A 23,363-nucleotide genomic window follows, 5' to 3' on the forward strand; every position below is an offset into this window, starting at 1 on the left:
CTTCATTCGAGGCAAAAAGCGCCTCGTAATCAGGAGTTCCAACACCCTCCTGTTCTGAACGAGCCGCTTCCGCTTTTAAATGATATCCAGCTCCGGTGACTAGAACAGTCGGTCATTTCGCGCCTTCCTGTGAGGCAAAAAACGCCTCTTCGTCAGGAGCTCCAATGCCCTCCTGTTCTGAACAAGCCGCTTCCGCTTTAAAGTCTATTATTGATTCAAGAACGCGCGTAGCATCCAAGCGTGTTTTTCTAGTTCTGTGTAGATGCCTAGTAGTAGGTCAGATGTCATTTCGTCATCAGAGTCTTGAGCGATTTCCATGCCTTTTTTCAGTTCGACTAGCATCATTTCGTAGTCTTTCATGATTGCTTCGACCATCCCTTCTGCAGTTTCTCCGTATGCTGCTTCTTGAATAGAAGATATTTCTAAGTATTCTTTCATTGTTGCTACTGGTTTGCCGCCAATTGCTAAAATACGTTCTGCAATTTCATCGATGTGAGTAGCTGATTCTGTGTAAAGTTCTTCGAATTTCTCATGTAATGTGAAGAATTGAGGTCCTTTTACGTACCAATGGAAGTTGTGTAATTTTGTGAATAAAACGCTCCAGTCTGCTACTTGTTTGTTTAATACTTCGATTACTTGTTTGTTCATTATGATCAATCTCCTTTTGAGTTGTTATGTGATATCAATTACTAATTTATAATAATTATAATGTAGTAATTCGTATAAATCAACCCTTTTGTTGGAATTAATTTGAACAAATTATGAACTGTTGTACATGAAAATCCCTATTACGTTGAAGTAATAGGGATTTTGTTTGATATATAGCTGTTGTTCTAAACGAGCTGCTTCCGCTTTTAGGTGATATCCAGCTTCAGCGGCTAGAATGTTCGGTGGCTTCGCTTTTTCCTGCGAGGCAAAGAGCGCCTCTACGTCAAAAGCTCCATCCCCCTCACATTCTGAGCAAGCCGCTTCCGCTTTTATTTGTTACACAGCCTTCTGTTTTTCTTCTACATCCTGTCCATCCCAGCACTCTGTATTTTGTAAGCCAGGGATAGAGCTTGCAATGAAAACAGGATCTTTTCCTTGTTTCTTTTGCTTCATATAGTCTACTAATGCTGCATAGGCGAATTTGCTTAGGAATGAGATGGCAATTAAGTTTGTCAATACCATTAGTCCCATGAATAAATCAGCTAAGCTCCAAACTGTTTGAAGGGCAGCGATTGATCCGAAGAATACCATTCCGACAACTGCAACGCGATAAATCATTAACCATGTTTTGCTTTCTTTAATAAATGCGATGTTTGTTTCACCATAATAGTAGTTTCCTAGTAAAGAACTGAACGCGAATAGGAAAATAATAATTGCTAAGAAAGTACTTGCCCATGGTCCGATTTGTGAACTTAATGCATTTTGTGTTAATTCGATACCTTGTAAGTTTGTTCCTTTGTAAAGGCCCGAACATAATACGATAAATGCTGTTGATGTACATACTAAGAACGTGTCTACGAAAACACCTAATGCTTGAACAAGTCCTTGTTTAACAGGGTGAGATACATCTGATGTTGCGGCTGCGTTAGGAGAGCTACCCATACCTGCTTCTGTTGCGAATAGACCGCGCTGAATTCCGAACTTAATTGCTGCTCCAATACCACCAGCGATAGCTTGGTCTAAGCCGAATGCACCATTAAATATTTCCATAAAAATGCTTGGTAACATAGTAAAGTTGTTAATAACAACAAAAATAGCCACACCAATATAAATGATTGCCATTGGAGGAACAATCATTTCCGTAATACGTGAAATGCTCTTAATACCACCGAAAATAATAACTGCAACTAATAAAGCTAATAGAGCTCCTACGATCGTTCGCTCTAGTCCAAAAGCATTTTCAAATGCTATTGTTACTGTGTTTGCTTGTACAGAGTTGAAAATTAATCCGTACGCAACTGTAATAAGAAGTGAGAACCAAACACCCATCCAGCGTTTGTTTAATCCTTTTTCCATATAATATGCTGGGCCACCACGGAATCTGCTTCCATCTTTTACTTTATAAATTTGCGCGAGCGTACATTCTACGAAACTAGTAGCTGCTCCAAGGATAGCGATAAACCACATCCAAAATACTGCGCCAGGTCCGCCCATTGAGATAGCTAATGCTACACCAGCTAAGTTTCCGATACCGATACGTGCAGCTGCACTTAAGCAAAATGCCTGGAACGGGGAGATACTATCTTTCTTTTTTTCTTTTCGATTAAATCCTTTACTAATTAAACCGACCATCTCACCGAAATGAGTAATTTGGACAAACTTCAATTTAAAAGAGAAATAAAGACCGAAGCCGATTAGCATTGCAATAAGAATATATGACCATAAAATATTATTCGTTACCTCAAGGAATCTGCTAAAGATATCAACCATATAATACACTTCCTTTTTTCCGTAATAAGAAAATTATATGCAAAAAATATACGAGAATCAATTTTTCTAAAAAATTATGTTACTTAAAGTTATTTTATGTTATGATTATGTTACATCATAATATTTTTAGAATTATTTACATTTTAAAAAACTAAATGTAAAGCGAGAAAGAGGGGATGATTTGAAAGAAGAAACTTTATGGAAAGTAAGCCTTAAGAGTTTGAAAATGAGAAGTAATATATTTTTTATCATTACATCTTTAAGTATCTTTTTAGGAGCCACTTATTATTACAATAAAAGATTTCCAAATCATAGGTATCCTGAATGGTTAGAGTTTCTAAAGTTGATTGGATGAATAAAAGACAGAAAAACAGAAAATTTAAATAAAAATGTTGTGGAGGAGCTAAATATGAATATTAGAGAAAGTGAACTTCCGGGTATTGGTTATAAGTTTCAAATCGTTACGAAAGGTAACGAGAAGATGGTGATTGTTATTCATGATGACGGGCGTAGAGAAATGTATCATTTTGATTCAGACCATGAAGAAAGTATCTCAAGTATTTCATTACGTGACTCAGAGGCGAGACAAATTGCAGCAATATTAGGTGGAATGGTGTATAAACCTAGAGCATTAGAAAATGTTGAAATGGTCTTTGAAGGTTTAGCGATTGAGTGGTTTAAAGTAGAGAATGCAGCGCCAGCAATTGGAAAAACAATTGGTGATCTTGAAATAAGAAAAAACTATAGCGTAACGATTATTGCAGTTATGAAAAAGAATATGAAAAAGCTATTTAATCCAGGACCAGAAACAGTAATTGAGGAAGGCGATATGCTTGTAGTTTCAGGCGAGAGAGAAGAAATTAAAAAAATTATTAATGAGTTACTTTCGAATAGGGGGACTGACTAGATGGATACGTTAATTTTTGAAGTGGGTACAGCGTTAGTATTAGTTGCAATTGCGGCAGTAATTGCTGGAAAGTTTAAATTCTCAGTCATTCCGTTTCTAATTGTTCTTGGAATGTTAGTGGGGCCACACGCGCCGACAATAGGTGTGATCGATTTCAAGTTTATTGAAAGTGCAAATGTCATTTCGTTTCTTGGACGGATTGGCGTTCTGTTCCTTCTGTTCTATCTAGGACTAGAATTTTCGATGAAAAAACTAATTAAATCTGGACGTTCTATTGCGATTGGCGGAACGATCTATATTTTAATTAACTTTTCACTTGGGTTATTGTACGGATTTATAATGGGATTCCCTTTACTAGAAATCTTAATTATTGCGGGGATTATTACGATTTCTTCTAGCGCTATCGTTGCAAAGGTGTTAGTGGATTTAAGAAGAACTGGTAATAATGAGACCGAATTAATTTTAGGAATTATCATGTTCGAAGATATATTCCTGGCTGTATATTTATCAGTCGTTTCTGGATTAGTTCTAGGGGATCACGCTTCATTCTTGGGTGCCCTTACTTCAATTGGAATTGCTTTAGGATATATGCTTCTATTCTTTATTGTAGCTAGAAAGGCGACGCCGTTATTAAATAAATTGCTCAATATTAGTTCGGATGAAATTTTCATTATTGTAGTATTTGCTTCATTATTCTTTATTGCAGGATTTTCGGAAACAATTCACGTTGCTGAAGCAATTGGAGCACTTCTTTTAGGGTTAGTTTTCTCTGAGACAGAGCATAGTGACAGAATTGAACATCTCGTTGTTCCATTTAGAGATTTTTTCGGAGCTATTTTCTTCTTCAGTTTCGGATTAAGCATTGATCCGTTCTCACTGGGCGGAGCGATATGGTTAACGTTAGGTGCTGTCCTTCTTACAATCATCGGAAACTTTATAGCAGGGATGATTGCAGGACGACAAGCTGGATTATCTCATAAAGCGTCAACAAATATTGGATTAACAATCGTTTCAAGAGGAGAATTCTCCATCATTATGGCCAATATCGGTATCGCTGGTGGTTTAATGTCAGTCTTGAAGCCATTTTCAGCACTATACGTGCTTATACTATCTATCTTAGGTCCACTTCTGACGAAAGAGTCAAAGAATGTATATAAATTTTTAAATAAAGTCTTTAAGTGGGATATGAAGAAGAGCTAAATTTTTAAAAATCAAAGTACAAAATATGTATGAAAAAGGGATCTATGTCGACATAGATCCCTTTTTTTATTGGCATTTTTTTAAGGATGAAAGAATACGTTTAATATTTACCATATTGTGGCATACATATAGAAAAAGGTGCTTGGAAAGGGGAATAAAGAGAAATGGAACTCCAGTTTCAAAATGTATATCAACAAGTGGAGAATTGGTATGTGTTGGATTCGGAGCTTCCTTGGGATGTCAAAAGGCTTAGAGATGATTTGTTTTCACTTATTGAAATATGTAAAACGCCAGTTATTTTTTGTGATACGTGTGATGCGAATCATGTACTTCGATCATTAGGGGAAGAGGAGGAAGAGTTTCTATTCCCGATAGGTGGTTTTTATCATAAAGAAAAACAATTAATTTTTGTTTGTATGTGGGAAGAGTATGAGCAAGTGCTCAAAACACTGCTGCATGAATTTCGTCATGCGATGCAACATAAGAGAGATGTATTGTATGTTGGAAGTGAATTGTACGAAGATAGATGGATTGAGAAAGATGCGAGAAAGTTCGCGGAGAGGAAGCTGGATGAATATAAAAATAGAAAGTTAATGTAAAGCATAGTGGAGAAATGACGCTGTGCTTTCTTTGTTTCTTACTAAAAATAAGTAATTGACTTTTATAAAGTTTAGTTCTAAACTAATGGTATAAAACGAGCGAGGTGATGAAATGAAAACAGAAGATAGACTAGGTTTACTACTATGGTTTCGTTTATCACGTTTTTATAATAAAAGTATTCGTGAGACGAATCAGCATTTGAAAGAATGGAATGTATCTGCCGCGCAGTTTGATGTACTAGCTCAAGTTGGAGGGCATGATCGTTTAACGCAGCAAGAGCTTGGAAATAAGCTATTTGTTACGAAGGGTAATATTACGCAGCTTTTAAATAAAATGGAGCAACTCGAGTGGATTCGTCGTGAACAAGAAGGTACTACAAAATATATTTCGTTAACTGAAAAGGGAAAAGCTTTATATGAAGAAATCGTCCCGCCTCAAGAAACATTTCAAGCGGAGCAGTTTCAAAATTTAAATGTAGAAGAACAACATCAATTATTACAATTACTAAAAAAGTTACAGTAAAAAATTTTAAAATAAATCTTGAATTCGAGATAATATGAGGTGAAGGGTATGTTTAGAAAAGTTGATCATAAAAATATGGGAAGAGCAAATCACGGTTGGTTAAATACACATTTTCATTTTTCCTTTGCAAATTATTATAATCCTAATAACATGAACTTTGGTGCATTACGTGTAATTAATGATGACCTAGTAGCACCGCAAACTGGCTTTGATATGCATCCACACCGCGATATGGAAATCATTTCGTATGTTGTAGACGGTGCTTTAACACATGAAGATAGCATGGGGAACCGCGGAACAATTGAGCGAGGACATGTTCAATATATGAGTGCTGGCACAGGTGTATTTCATAGTGAGCATAATTTAGGAAATGAAACACTACGTTTATTACAGATTTGGATTTTACCAGACCGTGCAGATCATAAGCCAAACTATGGTGAATTTAAATTTGATTGGAGTAAGCGTGAAAACGAATGGTTCCATATGGTATCTCCATTAGAAGGAGAGGCTCCAATTCAAATTCATCAAGATGCGAATTTATATTCTTTATCGTTAGAAGCAGGAAAAGAAATTCATTTTCCTGTGAAAGAAGGTCGTCAGTTGTATGTTGTTCAAATTGAAGGAAGTAGTGTAATCGATGGTGAGACACTTGTTATGCGTGATGCGGCAGAAGCGATTGAAGAAGATATTCATATTGAAGCGAAAGAGCAATCACACTATTTAGCAATTGAATTGAAAAAGCAATAAAATGTTTATAAAAAAGAGGACGTCCGATAGGATGTCCTCTTTTTTTGAGTGGAATTGTCAGAAAAAACTTTCTCAAATTATGGAAAAAGGTATTAGCTAAAAAAATAAGAATTGTATAAAAGTGTCAAAAATCTTTAGGGAATGGGGAATGTTATAGTGAAAAAGCAAGTCATTTCATCAGCATTAGCGTTAACTGTTATCGCCGGGGGATTTGGAACATTTGGAGCAACGACAACGAAAGCGGAAGAACAAAAAATTCAATACCATCAAGAATTTAAAACGCCTGCATACATAGGTGAAGAATGGAAAGCACCGGAAGGACTAGATAAAAAAGAAACGGTCTTTCAATATTTAGAGAGTAAGAAAGATATGTTCAAATTAGCAGGAAATATTGATAAACACTTTAATGTCGTTGGGGAAGAAAAAGATGCTGAATCCGGTACAACACACGTGAAGCTAGTTGAGAAACATAATAACATTCCTGTGTACGGTTCAGATCAAACAGTTACACTAGATAAAGAGAATAATGTAAAAGCATTCTTCGGACAAGTTATTCCGAATTTAGAGGATAAAAATATTCCTGCATTTGCAAAGATTAGTGCAGAGCAAGCAGAAACAATTGCAAAGGCAGATATTGAAAAAGAAGTTGGTAAAGTAAAGAATTATGACGGTGTGAAAAAAGATTTATATGTGTATGAAAAAGATGGAAATTACTATCTTGCATACTTAGTGAAAGCATCGATTTCAAAGCCAGCTCCAGGGTATTGGCATTATTTTGTTGATGCGACAAATGGAAATGTGATTGAGAAATATAACGCTGTAGATCACATTACTGGATTTGGTTACGGAGTATTAGGTGCTAGACAATCATTTGAAATTGCTCAAGATGAGAAAACAGGACAATTCAACTTGTTTGATGGTAAACGAGGACAAGGTATTCATACATTTGACGCAGAAAATATGGATGAAAACTTGTTTAATTTATTCTCGCAATGGCTTGGATATACAGGAGAAGAAGTTGAAAGTAAATCTAAGTTCTTCGAAGATAAAGCTGCAGTTGATGCGCATGTAAATGCAGGAAAAGTGTATGATTACTACAAAAAGACATTTAATCGTAACTCTTTCGATGATAAAGGTGCAAAGCTAATTTCTACTGTTCACGTTGGAGAAAGCTGGAATAACGCAGCTTGGAACGGTGTGCAAATGATGTATGGTGATGGCGATGGTAAAACATTCATTCCATTATCTGCTGGACTAGATGTTATCGGTCACGAATTAACGCATGCTGTCACTGAGCATACAGCAAATCTTGTTTATAAAAATGAGCCGGGTGCGTTAAATGAATCGTTATCTGATATTATGGGTGTTATGGTTGAGAAGAAGAGCTGGGATTTAGGTGCTGACATTTATACACCTGGTAAACCTGGTGATGCACTTCGTTCATTGAAAGATCCAGCGTCTATTCCAAACCCATTAAAACCAGGTGAAGGTTACCCAGATCATTACAATAAACGCTACACTGGAACAGCTGATAATGGCGGCGTTCATATTAACAGTAGCATTAACAATAAAGCTGCATACTTAGTATCTGAAGGCGGGGAGCATTACGGCGTGAAAGTAACAGGAGTAGGCCGTGAAGCGACAGAAAAAATTTATTACCGTGCTCTTACGAAATATTTAACTGCAAACTCTGACTTTAAGATGATGCGTCAAGCAGCACTTCAGTCAGCTGAAGATTTATATGGTAAAAACTCTAAAGCTGTACAAGCTGTAACGAAAGCTTATGATGCAGTAGGCGTAAAATAATAAGAGAAAAAGACCTGACTAGGATGTCAGGTCTTTCTTTATCCCGCTTTTATGGGCAGTGGGGATGAGGAACCCCCCACTGATTCAAGTTTCACTTTATTTAGTCGCGAATACCTAATGCAATTTTCGCCATACGTGACATGCGTTCTTTCGACCATGGTGGATTCCAAACGACATTTACTTCTATTTCATTGACTTCAGGTACGTTCGTTGATAATACTTTTTTAACGTCTGATACAATTTGCCCAGCCATTGGACAACCGATAGAAGTCATCGTCATCGTAATGATAGCATTATTATTTTCATCTGCTGTAACGTCATAAACTAATCCAAGATTAATAATATCAACACCGAGTTCAGGGTCAATAACAGCTTCTAAGTTTGCATATAACTTTTCTTCAAATGCTTGTTGTGACATGTGTAGCACCCCCTACATATTAATGATATCGATTCTCATTATAACGGATATATGTATAAAGTGCAGGAAATGAGCTCAAAAAAATATTCCTCTTGGAAGAGGAATATTTTTGGAATGGCTATTCAGTTTTAAAATGAGATACGAGTTGATCTAATTCTTCAACTGTTTGTTTCATTTTTTTAGCTGTTTGTGTCATCTCATTCATCGTAACGACTTTTTTCTCAGCAGATTGTGCTGTTGCCGCTGTTTCACTAGATACTTCAGTAGAAATAGAAGCGATGTTATTCAGTGAAGCGTTCATTTCTTCAGCACTTGCAGCCATTTCTTCAGCAGTTGCTGAGATGTCTTGCATTTGAGTAGATACTTTGTTTACTTGTTCTACAATTGTTGTGAAAGAATTGCCAGCTTCGCGAATAACATGAATGCCTTCAGATGCTTCCGAACGGCCTTGTGACATCATAGAGTTAGCAGTTTCAGTGTCTTGTTGAATTTGATGTAGTAGCTGGTTAATATCTGTTGCCGCTGTTTTAGATTGTTCAGCAAGTTTTCGAACTTCGTCAGCCACGACAGCGAAACCTTTTCCTTGTTCGCCAGCACGAGCTGCTTCAATAGAGGCGTTTAAAGCAAGTAAGTTTGTTTGTTCTGCAATATTAGAAATAGATTGTACAGCTGTATCAATATATTTTGTATGAGTGATTAGACGTTCGACCACTTCTGATGTAGCATTTACCGCGTCGTGTATCGTTGTCATTTGTGAAACAGATTTTTGAATAACAGTATTTCCATCGTTAGCTTGTTCAGATGTAGCTACAGCAAGTTCAGTTACAGATGAAGCAGATTCAGCAATGCGCTGAACACTTACTGTCATATCGTCCATTGCAGTTGAGCTTTCTTCCATGCTAGCAGATTGTGATTGAATACTTGCATTTAAGCTAGACATCGAGCTTTGAACTTTTATTGTTGCCTCACGTGATATATTCGTCTTTTCTAGCATATTTTCAGAAGCGTTTTGTACTTCTACAGATGTTTTTTGAACACGGTTAATGATATGTTGTAGGTTTTCTAACATTTTATTAAATGATGTTGCGATCGTACCAATTTCATCATTACTATTTACTTGTAGGCGGGCTGTTAAGTCACCTTCTTGAGATGATAATTCTTTTAGTTTACCATCAATTTGTTGAATTGGTTTTACAAGTTTACCAGAGAACCACCATGCAAGAATCATAGCTACAATAATACAAATAACAAGTGATAAGAAAATAACATATTCAATTTGTAGTGAAGATTGATCAATTTTTTTAATAGATTGATCACGTAACTTAGCTTGTTCATTACTGTAATTTGTGAAGTCACCAATTACTTTATATACAGTACCATTTTCTGCATAAGCTACTTGCAGGGCCTCTTCCCACTTTTGTTCTTTTGCAAGAGTGAAAACTTTCTCTTCAATGAATTTTCTCCAAGTGGATCCTGATTCCATTGTATTTTTTACAGATTGAGAAAGGTTAGGATAAGAAAGAAGCTCATCTTTCTTATCTTCAAGAAGTTTACTCATTTCGTTAAATTTGTCTAATTCAACTTGATCATGTTGTAATAAATACCCTCTTAAAGCAGAGAGCTGTACTTGATAAGCATCCCCGCGCTCTTTTAATTGTGTTGCAAGGGGGGAAATCTCTTTTTGTAATGCTTCAGCTTGACGAGATTGATCAATAGCAAAAAACAAAATAAAAGCTAAGGCGATTCCAAATAAAGCGCAAATCGTTCCCATCATGAACATTAGTTTTTTTCGAATGCTAATAAAACTCATATCATAAAATCCTCCTTTGTGAAATCATAGTATTAGAATTAATTAATGTAAAAAATTGAAAGAAAGCTTTACTCCGTTTGGAATAAAGCTTTCTTCTTTCCTTTAGGAATTATAGCAGACGGAATGAGAGATAGAAAGAGATATTTTAAAGTGAAAAAAGAGAGATTGTAAATCTCTCTTTTTTCACTTTAAGCATTTGTTTTAAAATGGGAAACGAGGACTTCAAGTTCTTGTACGGTCGTTTTCATTTCAGATGCTTTTTTAGCAACGACACTCATTTTGTTTACTTGGTCACCAGCTGAAGTTGCTGTTTGTGATGTTTCGGCGGCAACTTCATTTGAAATAGAAGCGATGTTATTTAAAGCTGCATTCATTTCTTCAGAACTTGCGGCCATTTCTTCAGCAGTTGCAGACACCTCCTGCATTTGTGTAGAAACTTTGTTAATGTGGTTAACAATTTCTGAGAATGAAGATCCAGCAGTACGAATGACTGTAATGCCTTCAGAAGCCTCTGACTGACCTTGCGTCATCATTTCATTTGCTATTTTTGTATCTGCTTGAATTTGATGAAGTAAATGGTTAATATCAGTTGCTGCTAGCTGAGATTGTTCAGCAAGCTTTCGTACTTCATCGGCAACAACAGCGAAGCCTTTTCCATGTTCACCAGCACGAGCCGCTTCAATGGAAGCATTTAAAGCGAGTAAATTCGTTTGTTCCGCGATATTAGAAATAGATTGAAGTGCAGTATCAATATGATTTGTATGTGTAATGAGTCGTTCTACTACTTGTGATGTAGCGTTCACAGCTTCATTAATGGTATGCATTTGTGTAATAGATTTCTCAATGACTTTATTCCCACTATCAGCTTTTTCTGAAGTCGTAACAGCTAGGCTAGCAACAGAAGAGGCGGATTCTGCAATACGTTGAACACTCGTTGCCATATCGTCCATTGCAGTTGAACTTTCTTCGATGCTGGAGACTTGTGAACGAATATTATGCTCAAGAGCATTCATAGTTTCCTCAGTTTTTGCTGTATTTTCCATAGAAGCAGTTGTTTCGATAAACACATTTTCAGATGCTTCTTTTACACTTGTTGATGTTTGTTGCACTTGTTTTATTATACGTTGTAAATTAGCGAGCATTTGATTAAAGGAATTGGCGATATCACCAATTTCATCTTTACTCGTTACATGCAATCTAGCAGTTAAATCACCATCTTGCGAAGCTAATTCTTTTAATTTCTCATCAATTTGTCGTATCGGTTTAACGAGCTTACCAGAGAACCACCATGCTAATAAAATAGACGTTACTGTACATGTAATGAGTGAGAAGAAGATAATATATTGAATAAGGGATGAAGAAGATTCCACGTCAGCAATTAATGCGTCACGTTTATCATTTTCTTCATTCGCATATTTCGTAAAACGACTTAAAAGGTCGTTTACGTAATCGGTTTGAGCTAAAGCGATTTTAGATGCTTCGTCCCATTTTCCTTCGCGAGCGAGAGGGAGGACTTCATTATCTATGACGCTTCGCCATTTTCCGCCCATTAAAATGGCTTCTTTCATTCCTTCTGGGAGTTTTTTATCACTTGTTACTTTTTCTCTCGTATCAGCTAGTTTTTTTCCTTCTCGGTTGAATTTATCCAATCCTTTTTGATCATGTGATAGTAAATATTCTTGTAAACCAGCAACTTGTGCTTGGAACCAATCACCGCGTTCTTTTAAAATCGTTGCTCTTTTGGATACGTCATTTTTTAACATTTCAATTTCGCTCGCTTGGCTCATAGCGAATGAAAGAATAACAATAAGAGCAATGCTAAATAAAGAAGAAATGCTTAAGAGTGTGAACAGTAGTTTTTTTCGAATACTAACATATTTCATCGTTACCCCTGCCTTTTAAAAACTGTTTATTATAATTTATAAATATCGAGAGCAGAATTAATAAAAACATCATTATGAAGTTATTAATCTGTTCAATGAAAATTATAGCAGATAATGGAATATGGCAGATTGATATGAGTAAATGTTCTTAAAATGTATACATTTGTATATCAAAAAATTCATAAATAAAAATGAGAAATGCTATTGTAATTTGAAATAACATCATGTATACTTCTAATTAGTTGATAACGATTATCAGTATCAACTAAAGACATTACTCTTCGTTATGTTGGTCATACCCCTTTTTGACGACGTAAGTCAGAGACGAAATGTTGAAATATCTTGTGTCCTATTCTACAGAATTATGGTAATCTCCAACCTCAACTTATATGCGTGAGCATGCAAAAAGGATCCTATCCGTGAAGGGATCCTTTTTTGCATGCTGTCGCAATTAATGTATAGAGACCCGGCACACGCTCTTCCATTCCTTCCGGTGCAGTAGAAGGGAAGACCCATCTTTGATGAGGCCCGTGTTCTTCAACTAGTTTTTCAATTTTAAAATGTTCCCCCGCAAGTGTTGTAATAATTTCTCCTAGCGTCCAGCGACGGATGGTTGTTTTCGGTAACGATTCTTTCTGCGCTTCTGTAAGAAGGATGCTATAAGCAACATCCTCTTCAATTAATTCTTTATCAAAATAATTTCCATTGGCCCGAAATGATGGATGGTCGACTCCTAATAATTTCGTGTAAACAGGGTGATAGTCACGAAGGATCAGCATTCCATCTTCTTTAAGTAAAGTAGCAATTTTTTGAAAGAGCGGTTTTAAATCTAAAAAATAATGGAGTACACCGAGTTCCAGCAATACGATATCAAATGATTCGGAGAGCTGCGCATGTAATACATCAGAAACGACATACTGTATAGAGACACCTGCTGCTTCTGCAAGTTCATTTGCATATTTTGCATTACTTGCTGAAATATCAACAACTGTTACGCCAGCTCCTAAAAGAGCGAGAGCAACAGCTTTATTCCCTTTTGATCCGAGTAAATTAATAATACGTTTTCCTGTTGGAGATTGTATGTAAGGTAAATAGTGATTTACCTCGCGCATAGGGTCTTCCATGATTTTTTTCGCATAATCAGCTGGTGCCCCGTGGCGATTCGTCCAAGCTTCATAAGCAGCTGCATTCCAGCTTTTTTCATTACGTGTGCTTAGTTGTTTTTGATTCAATCATATCACTCCTTTCGTGAACGTATAGGTATTCTATGAGAGGATGGGATTTCCTTTTCTTTTTGAATAAAAGTTTGATTTTTCTGTTATTAAGTCGTACAATACATGTTATACGTAAAAGCGTTGAAAAGGAAAAGTAGGATGAACACATTCTTTCCAGAGAGCTTCGGTAGCTGAGAAGAAGCAAGAATATTCATTTGAACAATGGCCTTTGAGCTTCGTCCTGAACTTATCAAATGATAATAGTAGGCGGCGACGAGAGTTGGTACTCGTTATCAAAACCACAGTATAAGAGCATATAGCTCCGTACTTGTTAAGGCTAATTATGTGAGTAATTGGCGAAATAAGGTGGTACCGCGACTGTTTATACAGCCCCGCCCTTATCTTTTTTAAGATAGGGGCGGGGCTTTTTATATTTAAAAGGAGGAATGTAAGATGAGTATTTTTATTGGAGGCGCTTGGCCGTATGTAAATCTCCTTGAACCGTTTTTACCATTTTCAAGTGAAAAAATTAGAAACACATTATCGATTGTGAAACGAAATTGGGAGCCTCAAAACACGTTGCCGAATAGAATTGATAGCGTGCAGCCACTATTTGAACGGATTGATGTAAAACAAATTGAGCATGAGATAGAGAAATTATATGGAGCAGTAAAGTGAGATAGAGAAAAAGACCTTTCAAATACATGAAAGGTCTTTTGTTATGCAGTAGGATTCTCTTTCTTATCTTTTAAGAAGAACAGCACAGCAAGGATTACGAGAATAATAGCTGCAATATCATATGTTATTTTGAATGTGGTATTAAAGTTTAAGTACTCTACTAAAGGAGTTTTGACTGCCCCAGCATATATGCAAATGGGAATGAGGAGCACATCGTAAAATTTCTTTTCTTTCATATATCTTATTAGGAAGAAGATACACATAATAGCAAAAAAGGCTACGCTTAAAATAGTCATTTATACCTCCAAATAGATTTAAAATTATATCACATTGTAACTGCATTTACATTTATATGCAAGTTGCTATTTTCATGCGCTATGCACGCTACTCTGATTCTTTTCTTTCCTAGCCGTAAGTAACTGAGGAGTGAAAATCCCAAGTAGTATAAAGATGATCCCAATCCACTGCATAAACGTTACGACTTCATGTACAAGTGTAATAGAAGCGATAATGGCGGTTGGTAATTCAGCTGCTCCTAGTATTGTACCAAGTCCTGTTCCTACTTTCGGTACACCAATTGAAAAACAAATGACAGGTACGACAACGCCGAACAACCCGAGGAAGAAAGCATATTTCCAAAGGCCGGCTTGCAGGGCACCATCGGTTAAAAAGGTTGGCGGGAAGAATAGGCATACGATAAGAGTAGCGCTTGTTGTCATAAGAAAGCTTTTCGTATAAGGCGGAACTTCTGTAGCAACACGCCCGCTTGCAAAAACATAGAATGAAAAAGAGACAGCGGCTAATAGACCAAAGATCATACCTTTCGTGGAAAAGCTTTGCCCGAGGCCTTCAAAGACACCGCCTGCAAACAATGTACCAGTAAATAAAATAATGATAGATATAACTTTCTCACGGCTTGGAAATGTTCGGTTTGCAATTGCTTCAATAACAACACCAATCCATGTGAACTGGAAAAGTAGGACGACAGCGATAGATGCTGGTAGTTCTTCTACAGAAATAGCGTAGAAGATACCGGTCATACTCATCGTTGTGCCAACTGTTAGTAAGGAAAAGAATTGCTTTTTTGTTACTTTATGACGTGAAACGAAAAGAACGAGCAGAAGAAGACCGATCCACCCGAAGACATATTGACCTCCTAATAGTTGATGGGCTGAAAATCCATCAATGAATCCGAGTTTGAAAATAGTTGAAAGTACGCCGTAGCTACAAGCTCCGAATAAAACGAGTAATGAATACTTAAATTTCTCCATGAAAATCCTCCTTTTACATAATAAAAAACGCCCGCTATCCAAATAAGGATAACGGGCGAACGAAACAGAGTCATATACTCTACAAAATTCCGCCACTCATACGAAGTATGAATTTGGGATATGAAATTGTAGTAGGTTTTTACATTGCTTTTGGGAATACAATAGAACATTTTACACCTTGAGGCGTGTTTTGTATACCATAAGGAAATTGATGTTTATCTAGTATTTGTTTTACAATGTATAACCCAAGACCACTGCCTTGTACTAAGCCATGTTTGTCAGGGTTTGCGCGATAGAATGGCTCAAATAAATGGGCAAGTTTATCCTCATCTATTTGTGAACCTGTATTTAATACTTCTAATGCGTAACCGTTTGGCTTTTCATAAAGCTTTATATATACATGCTGATGGTCAATTGTATAATGAATTGCATTTGAAATAATGTTAAAAATGGCAGTTTGAATAAATTTAGGATCAGCTAAAACTTGTACATCTTGTTTAATGTTAGATTGAACATTTAACTGCTTTACAGATACGAAATAATCTACTTTCTTCATAACGTCCTCAATAATATTAGTTAAGGAGATAACTTTTAAATCAGGTTTAAATTGAGGGTTTTGTATTTTGGATAATTCCGACATTTTTTCCGTTAATATGTTAATGTCTTGCATCATTTCATAGGAACGTTTTAAATATTTATCTCTATCTTTATAAGCTCCAATTCCGTGAATCATGCCATCTAGTTGTCCCATAACGGCTGCGATTGGTGTTTTTAATTCATGGGAAACCATAGACATAAATTCTTTACGAGATTGTTCTAATTGTTGTTCCTTTTTGAGTTCATTTCTTAAATCTTGATTGCTTGCATGTAAATTCTTCACTATATTTGGTACTTGTGAAGCAGCTACTTGTAAATCAAAATCTGTTTGATCCGTATTTTTGTTGAGTAGCTTTTTATCTGAGAAATCAAGATTCATAATATCTTTTAAAGCATCACTCATATATTGAAAAGGTTTAGCAATTAGTTTTGCATAAATTAAAGATCCGAGCAAAGATAATGCAAGCATTGTCGCGCCAATATGTGGAGCTAACTGCTGCAGTGCGTCTGTTAATTTTGGATCATCTTGTGCATCATTTGCTTTACTTGCTGCATTTTGTTTATGTAAGGCATCATTAGTAGCGACTTGCTTTTCCGTTTCTGTAGATGGAGCAGAAGCGCTATTTTTCCCCGAAATATTTTGAGTATGTTCTTTTGCTTTTGCAGTTTGGCTAGGCTGCAAAAGATGGTTGATAGCTGTAGAGAGAGAATTATAATCTATAATAGAAGATTGGAAATTAAACATATCCCCCTGTGATACAGCTTTATTTTGATTCATTTTACTTTGGTCGTTTTGTTCATCTGAATCCGCTTGTTCTGTAGTATGCGTTCCATTTTCTTTCGCAAAACGTTCTTTATCGTAGTTTGAAGCTAAGAAGTAAATAACTTGATAAAGACAAAGTGATAAAAGAATACAAAATAATAAGGTTTTGATGAAAATATTTTTGGTGATGTTGTCTTTGCTACGATTCGATTTTGTAGCCAATGCCTTTCACCGTTTTAATATAAGGAATTCCTAATTTTTTTCGTAAGTTTTTAATGTGTGTATCTATAACTCTTACATCACCATAATGTTCATAGCCCCATACCTTATTCAACAAATCACTTCTTGATAATACTTTTCCTCGATTTTGCAGTAAAGTATAAATAATTTCAAATTCTTTTGTTGTCAATTCAATTTGATTACCATGAACATAAGCGGCGTATGCTGTAGAATTTAACATCAATTCATGGAATTGTAGTATAGTCGCAGCTTCGGCTTCCTTCGTTGCTGCCCTTCTTAATACAGCTTCTACACGTTTAATAAATACGGTGTAATGGAACGGTTTCGTAATATAGTCATCAATACCTAATTCAAATCCTTTAATTTCACTTTCTTCATTATGTAAGCCTGTTAACATAATGATTGGTACATCAGATTGTCCTCGCATAATTTTACAAATACTATAGCCATCTATATCTGGTAACATCACATCAAGGAGGACAAGATCGTATGAATTTTTTTGGAAAAGAAGTATACCTTCTGTTCCAGCACCAACGACATCAACAGTAAAGTTTTGTGCCATTAGAAATTCACGAATTAGTTCTTGTATATCTGGGTTGTCTTCAATCACCAGTATATGCGTCATAGTAACACCTCCTAAATAACGCTTTTAACTGCAATATTCGAATTCATCATTTTTCCGATGACTCAGATTGTTTATACATATAATAAGCCCCTGCCATAAAATAATCATGAAAGTAGCAAGGGGAGTTGTTTAGTGAAACTGAATATTTAAGAATTACAGTAATTCTATTATAGTATGTATTATAAAATTTATAAAATATTATAACTGTATAATTTTAATATCCATGTTTATCAATGTTTGGATGTTACCTAACACAATCTATTCCTATTATATATGTAAATACAGTTGTTTTGCTACTGTAAATGAAGAAATAAAATAAGCCAAGACATAAAATTCTTGGCTACACGTAAATCGCGCTTTGAGGTTATTTTACAGTGACAGTAGCTTGCTGGGGAATACGCTCAAATAACCAGTGTATATCATTGTTATACATACGAATACAACCTAGTGTTGTCCACTTACCAATTGCCTGATTATTGTTCGTACCATGAATCGCATAAGTTGTTCCGTAAGTTCCTGCCATGTTTAGTCCGAGCCAACGGTCACCAAGCGGATTACGTGGATCGCCGCCTTTAATTTTGCCTGTGTAATAAGGGCGATTTTTAATTTTATTTACGATTTGAAAAGTACCTTTAGGTGTAGGAGTAGCTGCTTTTCCAGTAGCGACAGTAAAACTTTTTATGAATTTTCCGTTTTGATAGTAATCCATTTTATTTAACTGTGTATTCACGATAAGCTGGTCATTTGTTGTAGCTGCCTCAGCATTTGTGAATGGAATAGTTAAAACTCCTAATGATAATAGTGCGCTTAATAATAGTTTTTTCATTTTATTCTCCTTTTTACTATTGTAATAGTCTTACATACAATGAATTTGCAATCCTCGTAATACTTTATTTACATTTTCATCTAATGTTTCAAAGAAGGTAGTAATTTTGGCATTGTGTTTGTTGTTTTTATCAATAAGTAATCTTTCATTTAATAAAAGTTCGCCATGTAGTCCAAAACTTTGAACTTGAATATTTAATTCATCTTCCGTTTCAGAAATAATTGGTAAGAAGTAGTGAAAAGCTTTCGTTGGAATGATGTAGCTTTTGCCAATCATGCTTTCTTGATTTGAATTAATCCATTTTTTCGTAACAATCTTAATGTTCTTTTTTGAAACGATAAAAGATAGTGTTGTAGACTTTGTTAAACTTACGTCAAATTCATTTGTTTCACATATGTGTAAATTAAAAACGGTTTCATTTTGGTGAGATTCAACATTTGTATTAATAAAATCGTGCATTTTATAAGCTTCCATTTTTTATTCACCCTTTTTTCAATTTCGAAAAGCGATTAATATTTATTCAAATTAATGTTTAGTCATATATTGGTTAAATTTTTCAACAAATTCCGATATAATCTTACAATACGTATATGAAGCTAATATGAAGTTAGTATGAGTTTGTAGTGGTTTTTTATTAAGAACAAAATATAACGATTTTCAAGTGTTAAAAAATGGATAAAAAGTGCATATTAAGGCCCTCATTTTTCGCAGTGTATACTTGTTAAATTGTTTTAAAATGAGAGTACATAATGAACGTAAAAGTTTAGTGAGAGTCTTACAAAAATGTAATAAAAATGTAAGCTATTGTGATAGTTATTTCGACAATTTTTTTATACAATATTAGTAAGAAGTTGCACGTGATTGAGAGGAGAGATGACATGGAATGGATTCATGAATTATTTCAGCAATACGGGTACTATGTTGTACTTGTTGGTTTGCTGTTAGAATATATTGCACTTCCGTTTCCGGGAGAGCCAACGTTAGCATATGCGGGATTTTTAGCACATAAAGGTGATTTAAGTTTACCGATTTTAATTATCCTATCCTTCATTGGGACAAGTGTAGGAATGACGATCCAATACTTTTTAGGAAATAAATTAGGAATGCCCTTTGTTCAAAAGTATGGGAAATACGTATTTTTAACACAAAGAAAAATCGACTTAACAAGAATGTGGTTTGATAAGTATGGATACTTCTTGATTTTTATCGGTTTCTTTATTCCTGGTGTACGTCACTTTACAGGATACTTTGCAGGAATTATTAACTTACCATTCCGCCGTTTTGCAATTACAATTTACTCAGGTGCTCTATTTTGGGTATCATTCTTCTTAATCGGTGGTTACTGGTTAGGTGGAAACTTACATGATATTTTTGGAGCGTTAGAAGGTCACATCGGTAAAATTATTTTTGGAGTGATTGCCATTGTAGCAATTACGTTAGGAGTTCGTTTCCGCAAACAGTTAAAACGAGCATTCTTACAAAACGCAAGTTAATATGGAATCCATTCTATGTCAGAATTTAGGAAGGCAGTGCAAATGCACTGCCTTTTTTATTTGATGTTCCAATCTATTTTCAACTTTCCTTTTAATTGATTTCCGCTAACTATAATGTAATAAGTACCTGTCTTAATTGCTGCGAAATGGTACGTATTAGGACCAGCTGGAGCTAAATAATTTTCTTCCTCTTGAAATTCACTAGCCATTTTTATGTCCCCTATATAGCCACTCGAATTATCAGTTCGTGATTCAATAGTGAATTCTAATATATCCCCTCGTTTTAGTTCAATTGGGACTTTATGTTCACCACTAAAATGTTGAAAAGATGCTTCGAAAGAGTTATCGGTTTTTGTTTCGACCCATTGTTCTTTTGATGTTCCAAACTTTTCTATATCTATTAAGTTGATTGTGATAAATATAATAAGCATAATGCTTGGTACGAAATACGGTATCCACTTAAATTTTGTTGCTATAACTGTACATAAATAGAAAAAAAGAGAACATATTGCTCCAATTGATCCGAGAAATAAGAACTGTATTAGACTAGCTTCTTTAAATATTAGGAATGGAAGAGAAAATAAATAGCCGCAAAAAATATAAAGGCACAATGTCTTCAGACTCGTATATGTTTTTAATTTCAATTTATCGATACAAATAGAACAAAAAATTGCATATGCCGCAAGAATAGGAACGAAGGGAATATATAGTAGTTCTCGTAATCCAGCTAAGAAACTATATAATGTTTGTTGACTAGTTGTTAAGAGAAGCGTGCTAATAAGTAATAATAACAAGAAAGTTGCTGTAAGCTTAGTAAGAATGTAAGAAAAGGTAGATGTTTTATTCATAGGTCACTTCCTTTGTTTAATATTTCATATTCATTATATAGGTTATTTCCATCATAATATATCTTTATTTTTGTCAATTATTAACGTCAAAATGACAATTATAATTGACAAAAATAAGGGTATTATTTACAATTTGATTAAATAAATGAAAAAGAGGGAAGACATGAAGCTTCAAAATCGAGTGAGAGAATTGCGGGCAAAGCATCGTTTATCACAAGGGGATTTAGGGAAAGCGATTGGATCATCGCGGCAAACGATTAGTTTAATTGAGCGCGGAGATTATGCACCATCTATCATATTGTCGTTAAAAATTGCACAAATTTTCAACGTACCGGTGGAGGAAATATTTGAGTTGGTGGAGGGGGAAGAGTAAAGTGAAGGGGAAACAATCAGCAATAGTAAAGTTGTTAGTGGGAGCGGTTTTTGGTGGATTTATAGGGTATGTAGGAGGAGATATTGCGACAACTAGTACTAGCAAAATGCCATCTGTTATAAGTATTGTTATAATGATGCTACTTGGAGTAGGGGCGATATATTATATTGGGAAGCGTACAAGGGCGCTTTTACAGACAAGAGATGAAGAAGAAAGTAGTAGCGGACGAAGGCTTGGAATCGCACTCATTTATTTACGAGTAATGGAAATTGTCGTTATGTCCTGGTTCGTTTGTTCTGTTATTTCTGTTTATAAAGTGTATGTGGCTGCGGGGAATTTATTTTGGGTGATCGTCAGTTTAACGCTGTCTACAGTCGGCTTTATGATAACGACTTGGTTAGGAAGTGTAACGAGAAAGAAATATAACACGTTATACCCAGAACAGAGTGTAACGTATTCACAGTCAATGGAAATGTGGGCGAAAAATGCAGATGAAGGACAACAACAAATTGTACATGAAGCGGGATATAAAGCATATCGCTATACAAATATGACACTTGTTTGTGCATGGTTTGTAGCGATTGTGTATGCGCTGTTAGATGGGAAGGACTTCCTTATGGTTATTATGATTTCATTTATTTGGGTTTTACATGTTGGAACATATATGTACGAAATGCATAGAAAAATGATTTATTAAGGGGAGAAAAAGGTGGATATTTTAAGAAGGCCAGCTGGCTCAATGACAGTGGCGCTAATTCTGTCCATTTTATACGGAGTAATCCGAACTGGGAAATTAGAAGTAATTTTGAACCTATGGGCAATAGTTGGAATTGCATTGTTAGTGTTAACCATTCATGAGCTAGGACATGTAGTAGTTGGTTTAATAGGCGGTTTGAATTTCAAATTTATGACAGTAGGGCCGATTACTTTTCAAAAAGAGAAGGGGAAAGTACGCATTCGAGAAAATAAATTGTGGATGTACTTTGGAGGCGTGGCGATGTTAGTGCCTCCTTCTATAGAGACACCGAATCTTTCAAAAAAATGGGCATGGATGACTTTAGGTGGACCGATTACGAGTTTATTATTTGGTATTACTTCCGGTTACATATACATGGTGAGTTATTATCAATATCTTTTATATTTTTCTGTTTTACACTTTGTCATTTTTGCAGCTACAATCGTACCGATAAAAGGAACGTTTTTGAGTGATGGCATGCAATTTCTTATTTTAATTAAAGATGATGAAAAGGCTAGGCAGCATTTATATAACATTCAAGTATCGAGTGAATTATTTAGTTATAAAAGGCCGAAAGATTGGGATGAGAGATTAATAGAGCTTAGTGAGGAAAAATTAAAAGAGGATAAAAGTATAAGAGATATAATGAGTGGACTTATGCTCGTTTTTTATGCTAGAGCTGATCAAGAGGGAATGGAAAGAGCGATACTGTATGTAGAAACAATTGTTCAACTACCTGTAACGAAAGAAAATAAGTTTTTCGTTAGTAGTTTTCATAGTTGGTATCTTTTATATAAAGCTCTTTATGAGATGGATCGTCTTTCTTTGCAAGAAGCAAAGGAACGTGGAAAGGCTATTACAAAAATAGACTTACATGGGTATTATCGTACACAAGGAATTGTGAAATATGTAGAGGGCGATATGGAAGCTTCCAACGTTTATATGAGGAAAGCCGATAAAGAATTGAAGAGCGCTGAGAAGAGTGAAATGGGATATTTACAATTAGAGAGAGAATGGTTTGAGCAGCTGAAAGAGAGGGTATCTTACGATGGGTGAGGTATCCTCTTTTTTCTATGTCGTCTTATGCCGTTCCATAAAAAGTGTGGGGCGAGTAAAATAAGATGTGAAGAGCAAAGCTTGGAGGAATTCTAGATGGAAATTTTAACGATTATTTTAATCGTCTTGCTCATTTATGCTGTTTTTAAAGTGGCATATGTAGCATTAAAAATACTCGCGATCTTATTAATTATCTTTTTAATCGTAGAGTTCGGCAGTAAATTGCTTGGGGGATAGGGTATGTTGAGCGTCTTAATTGTCGAAGAATGTCGGTAAGTCGATATCCTGTGTCGAACCGTCGATATAATGAAAAAATCGCTGATATAAGTGGA

The 23,363-nt window shown here is 35.4% G+C and carries 24 protein-coding genes, 1 pseudogene and 1 other annotated feature; of the genes and pseudogenes, 12 read left to right on the plus strand and 13 right to left on the minus strand.

Annotation, left to right across the window (positions count from 1 at the left end; translation table 11 throughout):
- Nucleotides 1-207: 207 nt before the first annotated feature.
- Together FH036_RS25675 and FH036_RS25680 are read right to left on the minus strand one after the other, a co-directional pair.
- Complete coding sequence (locus FH036_RS25675; RefSeq protein ID WP_001041889.1) at nucleotides 208-648, minus strand: Dps family protein; 441 nt, start codon at nucleotides 646-648, stop codon at nucleotides 208-210.
- Between the two features lie 336 nt (nucleotides 649-984).
- Nucleotides 985-2,418, minus strand: a complete 1,434-nt coding sequence (locus FH036_RS25680; RefSeq protein WP_000227569.1) for an alanine/glycine:cation symporter family protein — start codon at nucleotides 2,416-2,418, stop codon at nucleotides 985-987.
- A gap of 409 nt (nucleotides 2,419-2,827) precedes the next feature.
- Between FH036_RS25680 and FH036_RS25685 the strand changes: the two genes are divergently transcribed.
- From FH036_RS25685 to nprB, 6 genes are all read left to right on the plus strand, one after another.
- Nucleotides 2,828-3,325, plus strand: coding sequence for a cation:proton antiporter regulatory subunit (locus tag FH036_RS25685; RefSeq protein WP_001026067.1), 498 nt, complete (start codon nucleotides 2,828-2,830; stop codon nucleotides 3,323-3,325).
- Nucleotides 3,326-4,525, plus strand: a complete 1,200-nt coding sequence (locus tag FH036_RS25690; RefSeq protein ID WP_044791150.1) for a cation:proton antiporter — start codon at nucleotides 3,326-3,328, stop codon at nucleotides 4,523-4,525. It abuts the gene before it with no gap.
- Nucleotides 4,526-4,689: 164 nt separating this feature from the next.
- Nucleotides 4,690-5,124: a DUF3920 family protein gene (locus tag FH036_RS25695; RefSeq protein ID WP_042513409.1), complete on the plus strand. Its 435-nt coding sequence runs from the start codon at nucleotides 4,690-4,692 to the stop codon at nucleotides 5,122-5,124.
- A gap of 112 nt (nucleotides 5,125-5,236) precedes the next feature.
- Nucleotides 5,237-5,647 carry a MarR family winged helix-turn-helix transcriptional regulator gene (locus FH036_RS25700; RefSeq protein ID WP_000845456.1) on the plus strand — a complete coding sequence of 137 codons (411 nt, stop codon included), beginning with the start codon at nucleotides 5,237-5,239 and terminating at the stop codon, nucleotides 5,645-5,647.
- A gap of 48 nt (nucleotides 5,648-5,695) precedes the next feature.
- Nucleotides 5,696-6,394, plus strand: coding sequence for a pirin family protein (locus FH036_RS25705; RefSeq protein ID WP_139896370.1), 699 nt, complete (start codon nucleotides 5,696-5,698; stop codon nucleotides 6,392-6,394).
- A 156-nt stretch (nucleotides 6,395-6,550) separates the two neighbouring features.
- The gene (gene nprB / locus FH036_RS25710; protein ID WP_000745134.1) at nucleotides 6,551-8,200 is read left to right on the plus strand and encodes a neutral protease NprB; all 1,650 of its coding nucleotides are present in this window, start codon (nucleotides 6,551-6,553) and stop codon (nucleotides 8,198-8,200) included.
- 100 nt (nucleotides 8,201-8,300) lie between these two features.
- On the opposite strand, the gene FH036_RS25715 is transcribed toward nprB, so the two are convergent.
- From FH036_RS25715 to FH036_RS25730, 4 genes are all read right to left on the minus strand, one after another.
- Nucleotides 8,301-8,618, minus strand: coding sequence for a metal-sulfur cluster assembly factor (locus tag FH036_RS25715; protein WP_000082520.1), 318 nt, complete (start codon nucleotides 8,616-8,618; stop codon nucleotides 8,301-8,303).
- Between the two features lie 118 nt (nucleotides 8,619-8,736).
- The gene (locus tag FH036_RS25720) at nucleotides 8,737-10,428 is read right to left on the minus strand and encodes a methyl-accepting chemotaxis protein (RefSeq protein ID WP_044791148.1); all 1,692 of its coding nucleotides are present in this window, start codon (nucleotides 10,426-10,428) and stop codon (nucleotides 8,737-8,739) included.
- Nucleotides 10,429-10,616: 188 nt separating this feature from the next.
- Nucleotides 10,617-12,311 (minus strand): methyl-accepting chemotaxis protein, encoded by a 1,695-nt coding sequence (locus FH036_RS25725; protein ID WP_138320787.1) that lies wholly within the window; start codon nucleotides 12,309-12,311, stop codon nucleotides 10,617-10,619.
- Nucleotides 12,312-12,724: 413 nt separating this feature from the next.
- A complete protein-coding gene (locus tag FH036_RS25730; RefSeq protein WP_001072272.1) occupies nucleotides 12,725-13,543 on the minus strand; it encodes a class I SAM-dependent methyltransferase in 819 nt (272 codons plus the stop codon).
- A gap of 114 nt (nucleotides 13,544-13,657) precedes the next feature.
- Nucleotides 13,658-13,928, plus strand: a binding site (T-box leader).
- An 80-nt stretch (nucleotides 13,929-14,008) separates the two neighbouring features.
- Between FH036_RS25730 and FH036_RS25735 the strand changes: the two are divergent.
- A pseudogene (locus FH036_RS25735) lies at nucleotides 14,009-14,203 on the plus strand (methionine--tRNA ligase); the annotation flags it as partial.
- 41 nt (nucleotides 14,204-14,244) lie between these two features.
- Here the strand turns inward: FH036_RS25735 and FH036_RS25740 are convergent.
- The 6 genes from FH036_RS25740 to FH036_RS25765 all read right to left on the minus strand — a co-directional run bounded on the left by FH036_RS25740 (nucleotide 14,245) and on the right by FH036_RS25765 (nucleotide 18,999).
- Entirely contained in the window at nucleotides 14,245-14,499 is a 255-nt protein-coding gene (locus FH036_RS25740; protein ID WP_000154154.1) for a hypothetical protein, read from the minus strand.
- A gap of 72 nt (nucleotides 14,500-14,571) precedes the next feature.
- Nucleotides 14,572-15,474: an EamA family transporter gene (locus FH036_RS25745; RefSeq protein ID WP_000410500.1), complete on the minus strand. Its 903-nt coding sequence runs from the start codon at nucleotides 15,472-15,474 to the stop codon at nucleotides 14,572-14,574.
- A gap of 139 nt (nucleotides 15,475-15,613) precedes the next feature.
- On the minus strand, nucleotides 15,614-17,056 hold the full coding sequence (locus tag FH036_RS25750) for a sensor histidine kinase (protein WP_000201970.1): 1,443 nt from the start codon (nucleotides 17,054-17,056) through the stop codon (nucleotides 15,614-15,616).
- Nucleotides 17,034-17,699 (minus strand): response regulator transcription factor, encoded by a 666-nt coding sequence (locus FH036_RS25755; protein ID WP_000148833.1) that lies wholly within the window; start codon nucleotides 17,697-17,699, stop codon nucleotides 17,034-17,036. Before FH036_RS25755 ends, FH036_RS25750 begins: the two co-directional genes overlap by 23 nt.
- A gap of 364 nt (nucleotides 17,700-18,063) precedes the next feature.
- On the minus strand, nucleotides 18,064-18,525 hold the full coding sequence (locus FH036_RS25760) for a L,D-transpeptidase (RefSeq protein ID WP_000735065.1): 462 nt from the start codon (nucleotides 18,523-18,525) through the stop codon (nucleotides 18,064-18,066).
- Between the two features lie 30 nt (nucleotides 18,526-18,555).
- Nucleotides 18,556-18,999, minus strand: coding sequence for a DUF3978 domain-containing protein (locus FH036_RS25765; protein WP_000388752.1), 444 nt, complete (start codon nucleotides 18,997-18,999; stop codon nucleotides 18,556-18,558).
- A gap of 404 nt (nucleotides 19,000-19,403) precedes the next feature.
- On the opposite strand from FH036_RS25765, the gene FH036_RS25770 reads away from it, so the two are divergent.
- The gene (locus FH036_RS25770) at nucleotides 19,404-20,018 is read left to right on the plus strand and encodes a DedA family protein (protein WP_000454756.1); all 615 of its coding nucleotides are present in this window, start codon (nucleotides 19,404-19,406) and stop codon (nucleotides 20,016-20,018) included.
- 56 nt (nucleotides 20,019-20,074) lie between these two features.
- On the opposite strand, the gene FH036_RS25775 is transcribed toward FH036_RS25770, so the two are convergent.
- Nucleotides 20,075-20,866, minus strand: a complete 792-nt coding sequence (locus FH036_RS25775; RefSeq protein ID WP_139896371.1) for a hypothetical protein — start codon at nucleotides 20,864-20,866, stop codon at nucleotides 20,075-20,077.
- Between the two features lie 163 nt (nucleotides 20,867-21,029).
- On the opposite strand from FH036_RS25775, the gene FH036_RS25780 reads away from it, so the two are divergent.
- From FH036_RS25780 to FH036_RS25795, 4 genes are all read left to right on the plus strand, one after another.
- Nucleotides 21,030-21,239 carry a helix-turn-helix transcriptional regulator gene (locus FH036_RS25780; RefSeq protein WP_139896373.1) on the plus strand — a complete coding sequence of 70 codons (210 nt, stop codon included), beginning with the start codon at nucleotides 21,030-21,032 and terminating at the stop codon, nucleotides 21,237-21,239.
- Nucleotide 21,240: 1 nt separating this feature from the next.
- Nucleotides 21,241-21,936: a DUF3169 family protein gene (locus FH036_RS25785; protein WP_000676873.1), complete on the plus strand. Its 696-nt coding sequence runs from the start codon at nucleotides 21,241-21,243 to the stop codon at nucleotides 21,934-21,936.
- Nucleotides 21,937-21,978: 42 nt separating this feature from the next.
- Nucleotides 21,979-23,031 carry a M50 family metallopeptidase gene (locus FH036_RS25790; protein WP_138322587.1) on the plus strand — a complete coding sequence of 351 codons (1,053 nt, stop codon included), beginning with the start codon at nucleotides 21,979-21,981 and terminating at the stop codon, nucleotides 23,029-23,031.
- 96 nt (nucleotides 23,032-23,127) lie between these two features.
- Complete coding sequence (locus FH036_RS25795; protein WP_000404782.1) at nucleotides 23,128-23,268, plus strand: DUF3985 family protein; 141 nt, start codon at nucleotides 23,128-23,130, stop codon at nucleotides 23,266-23,268.
- Nucleotides 23,269-23,363 lie beyond the last annotated feature (95 nt).

It is taken from the genome of Bacillus sp. CD3-5, assembly GCF_006349665.1.
In the GTDB taxonomy this organism is placed as follows: Bacteria; Bacillota; Bacilli; order Bacillales; family Bacillaceae_G; genus Bacillus_A; species Bacillus_A paranthracis.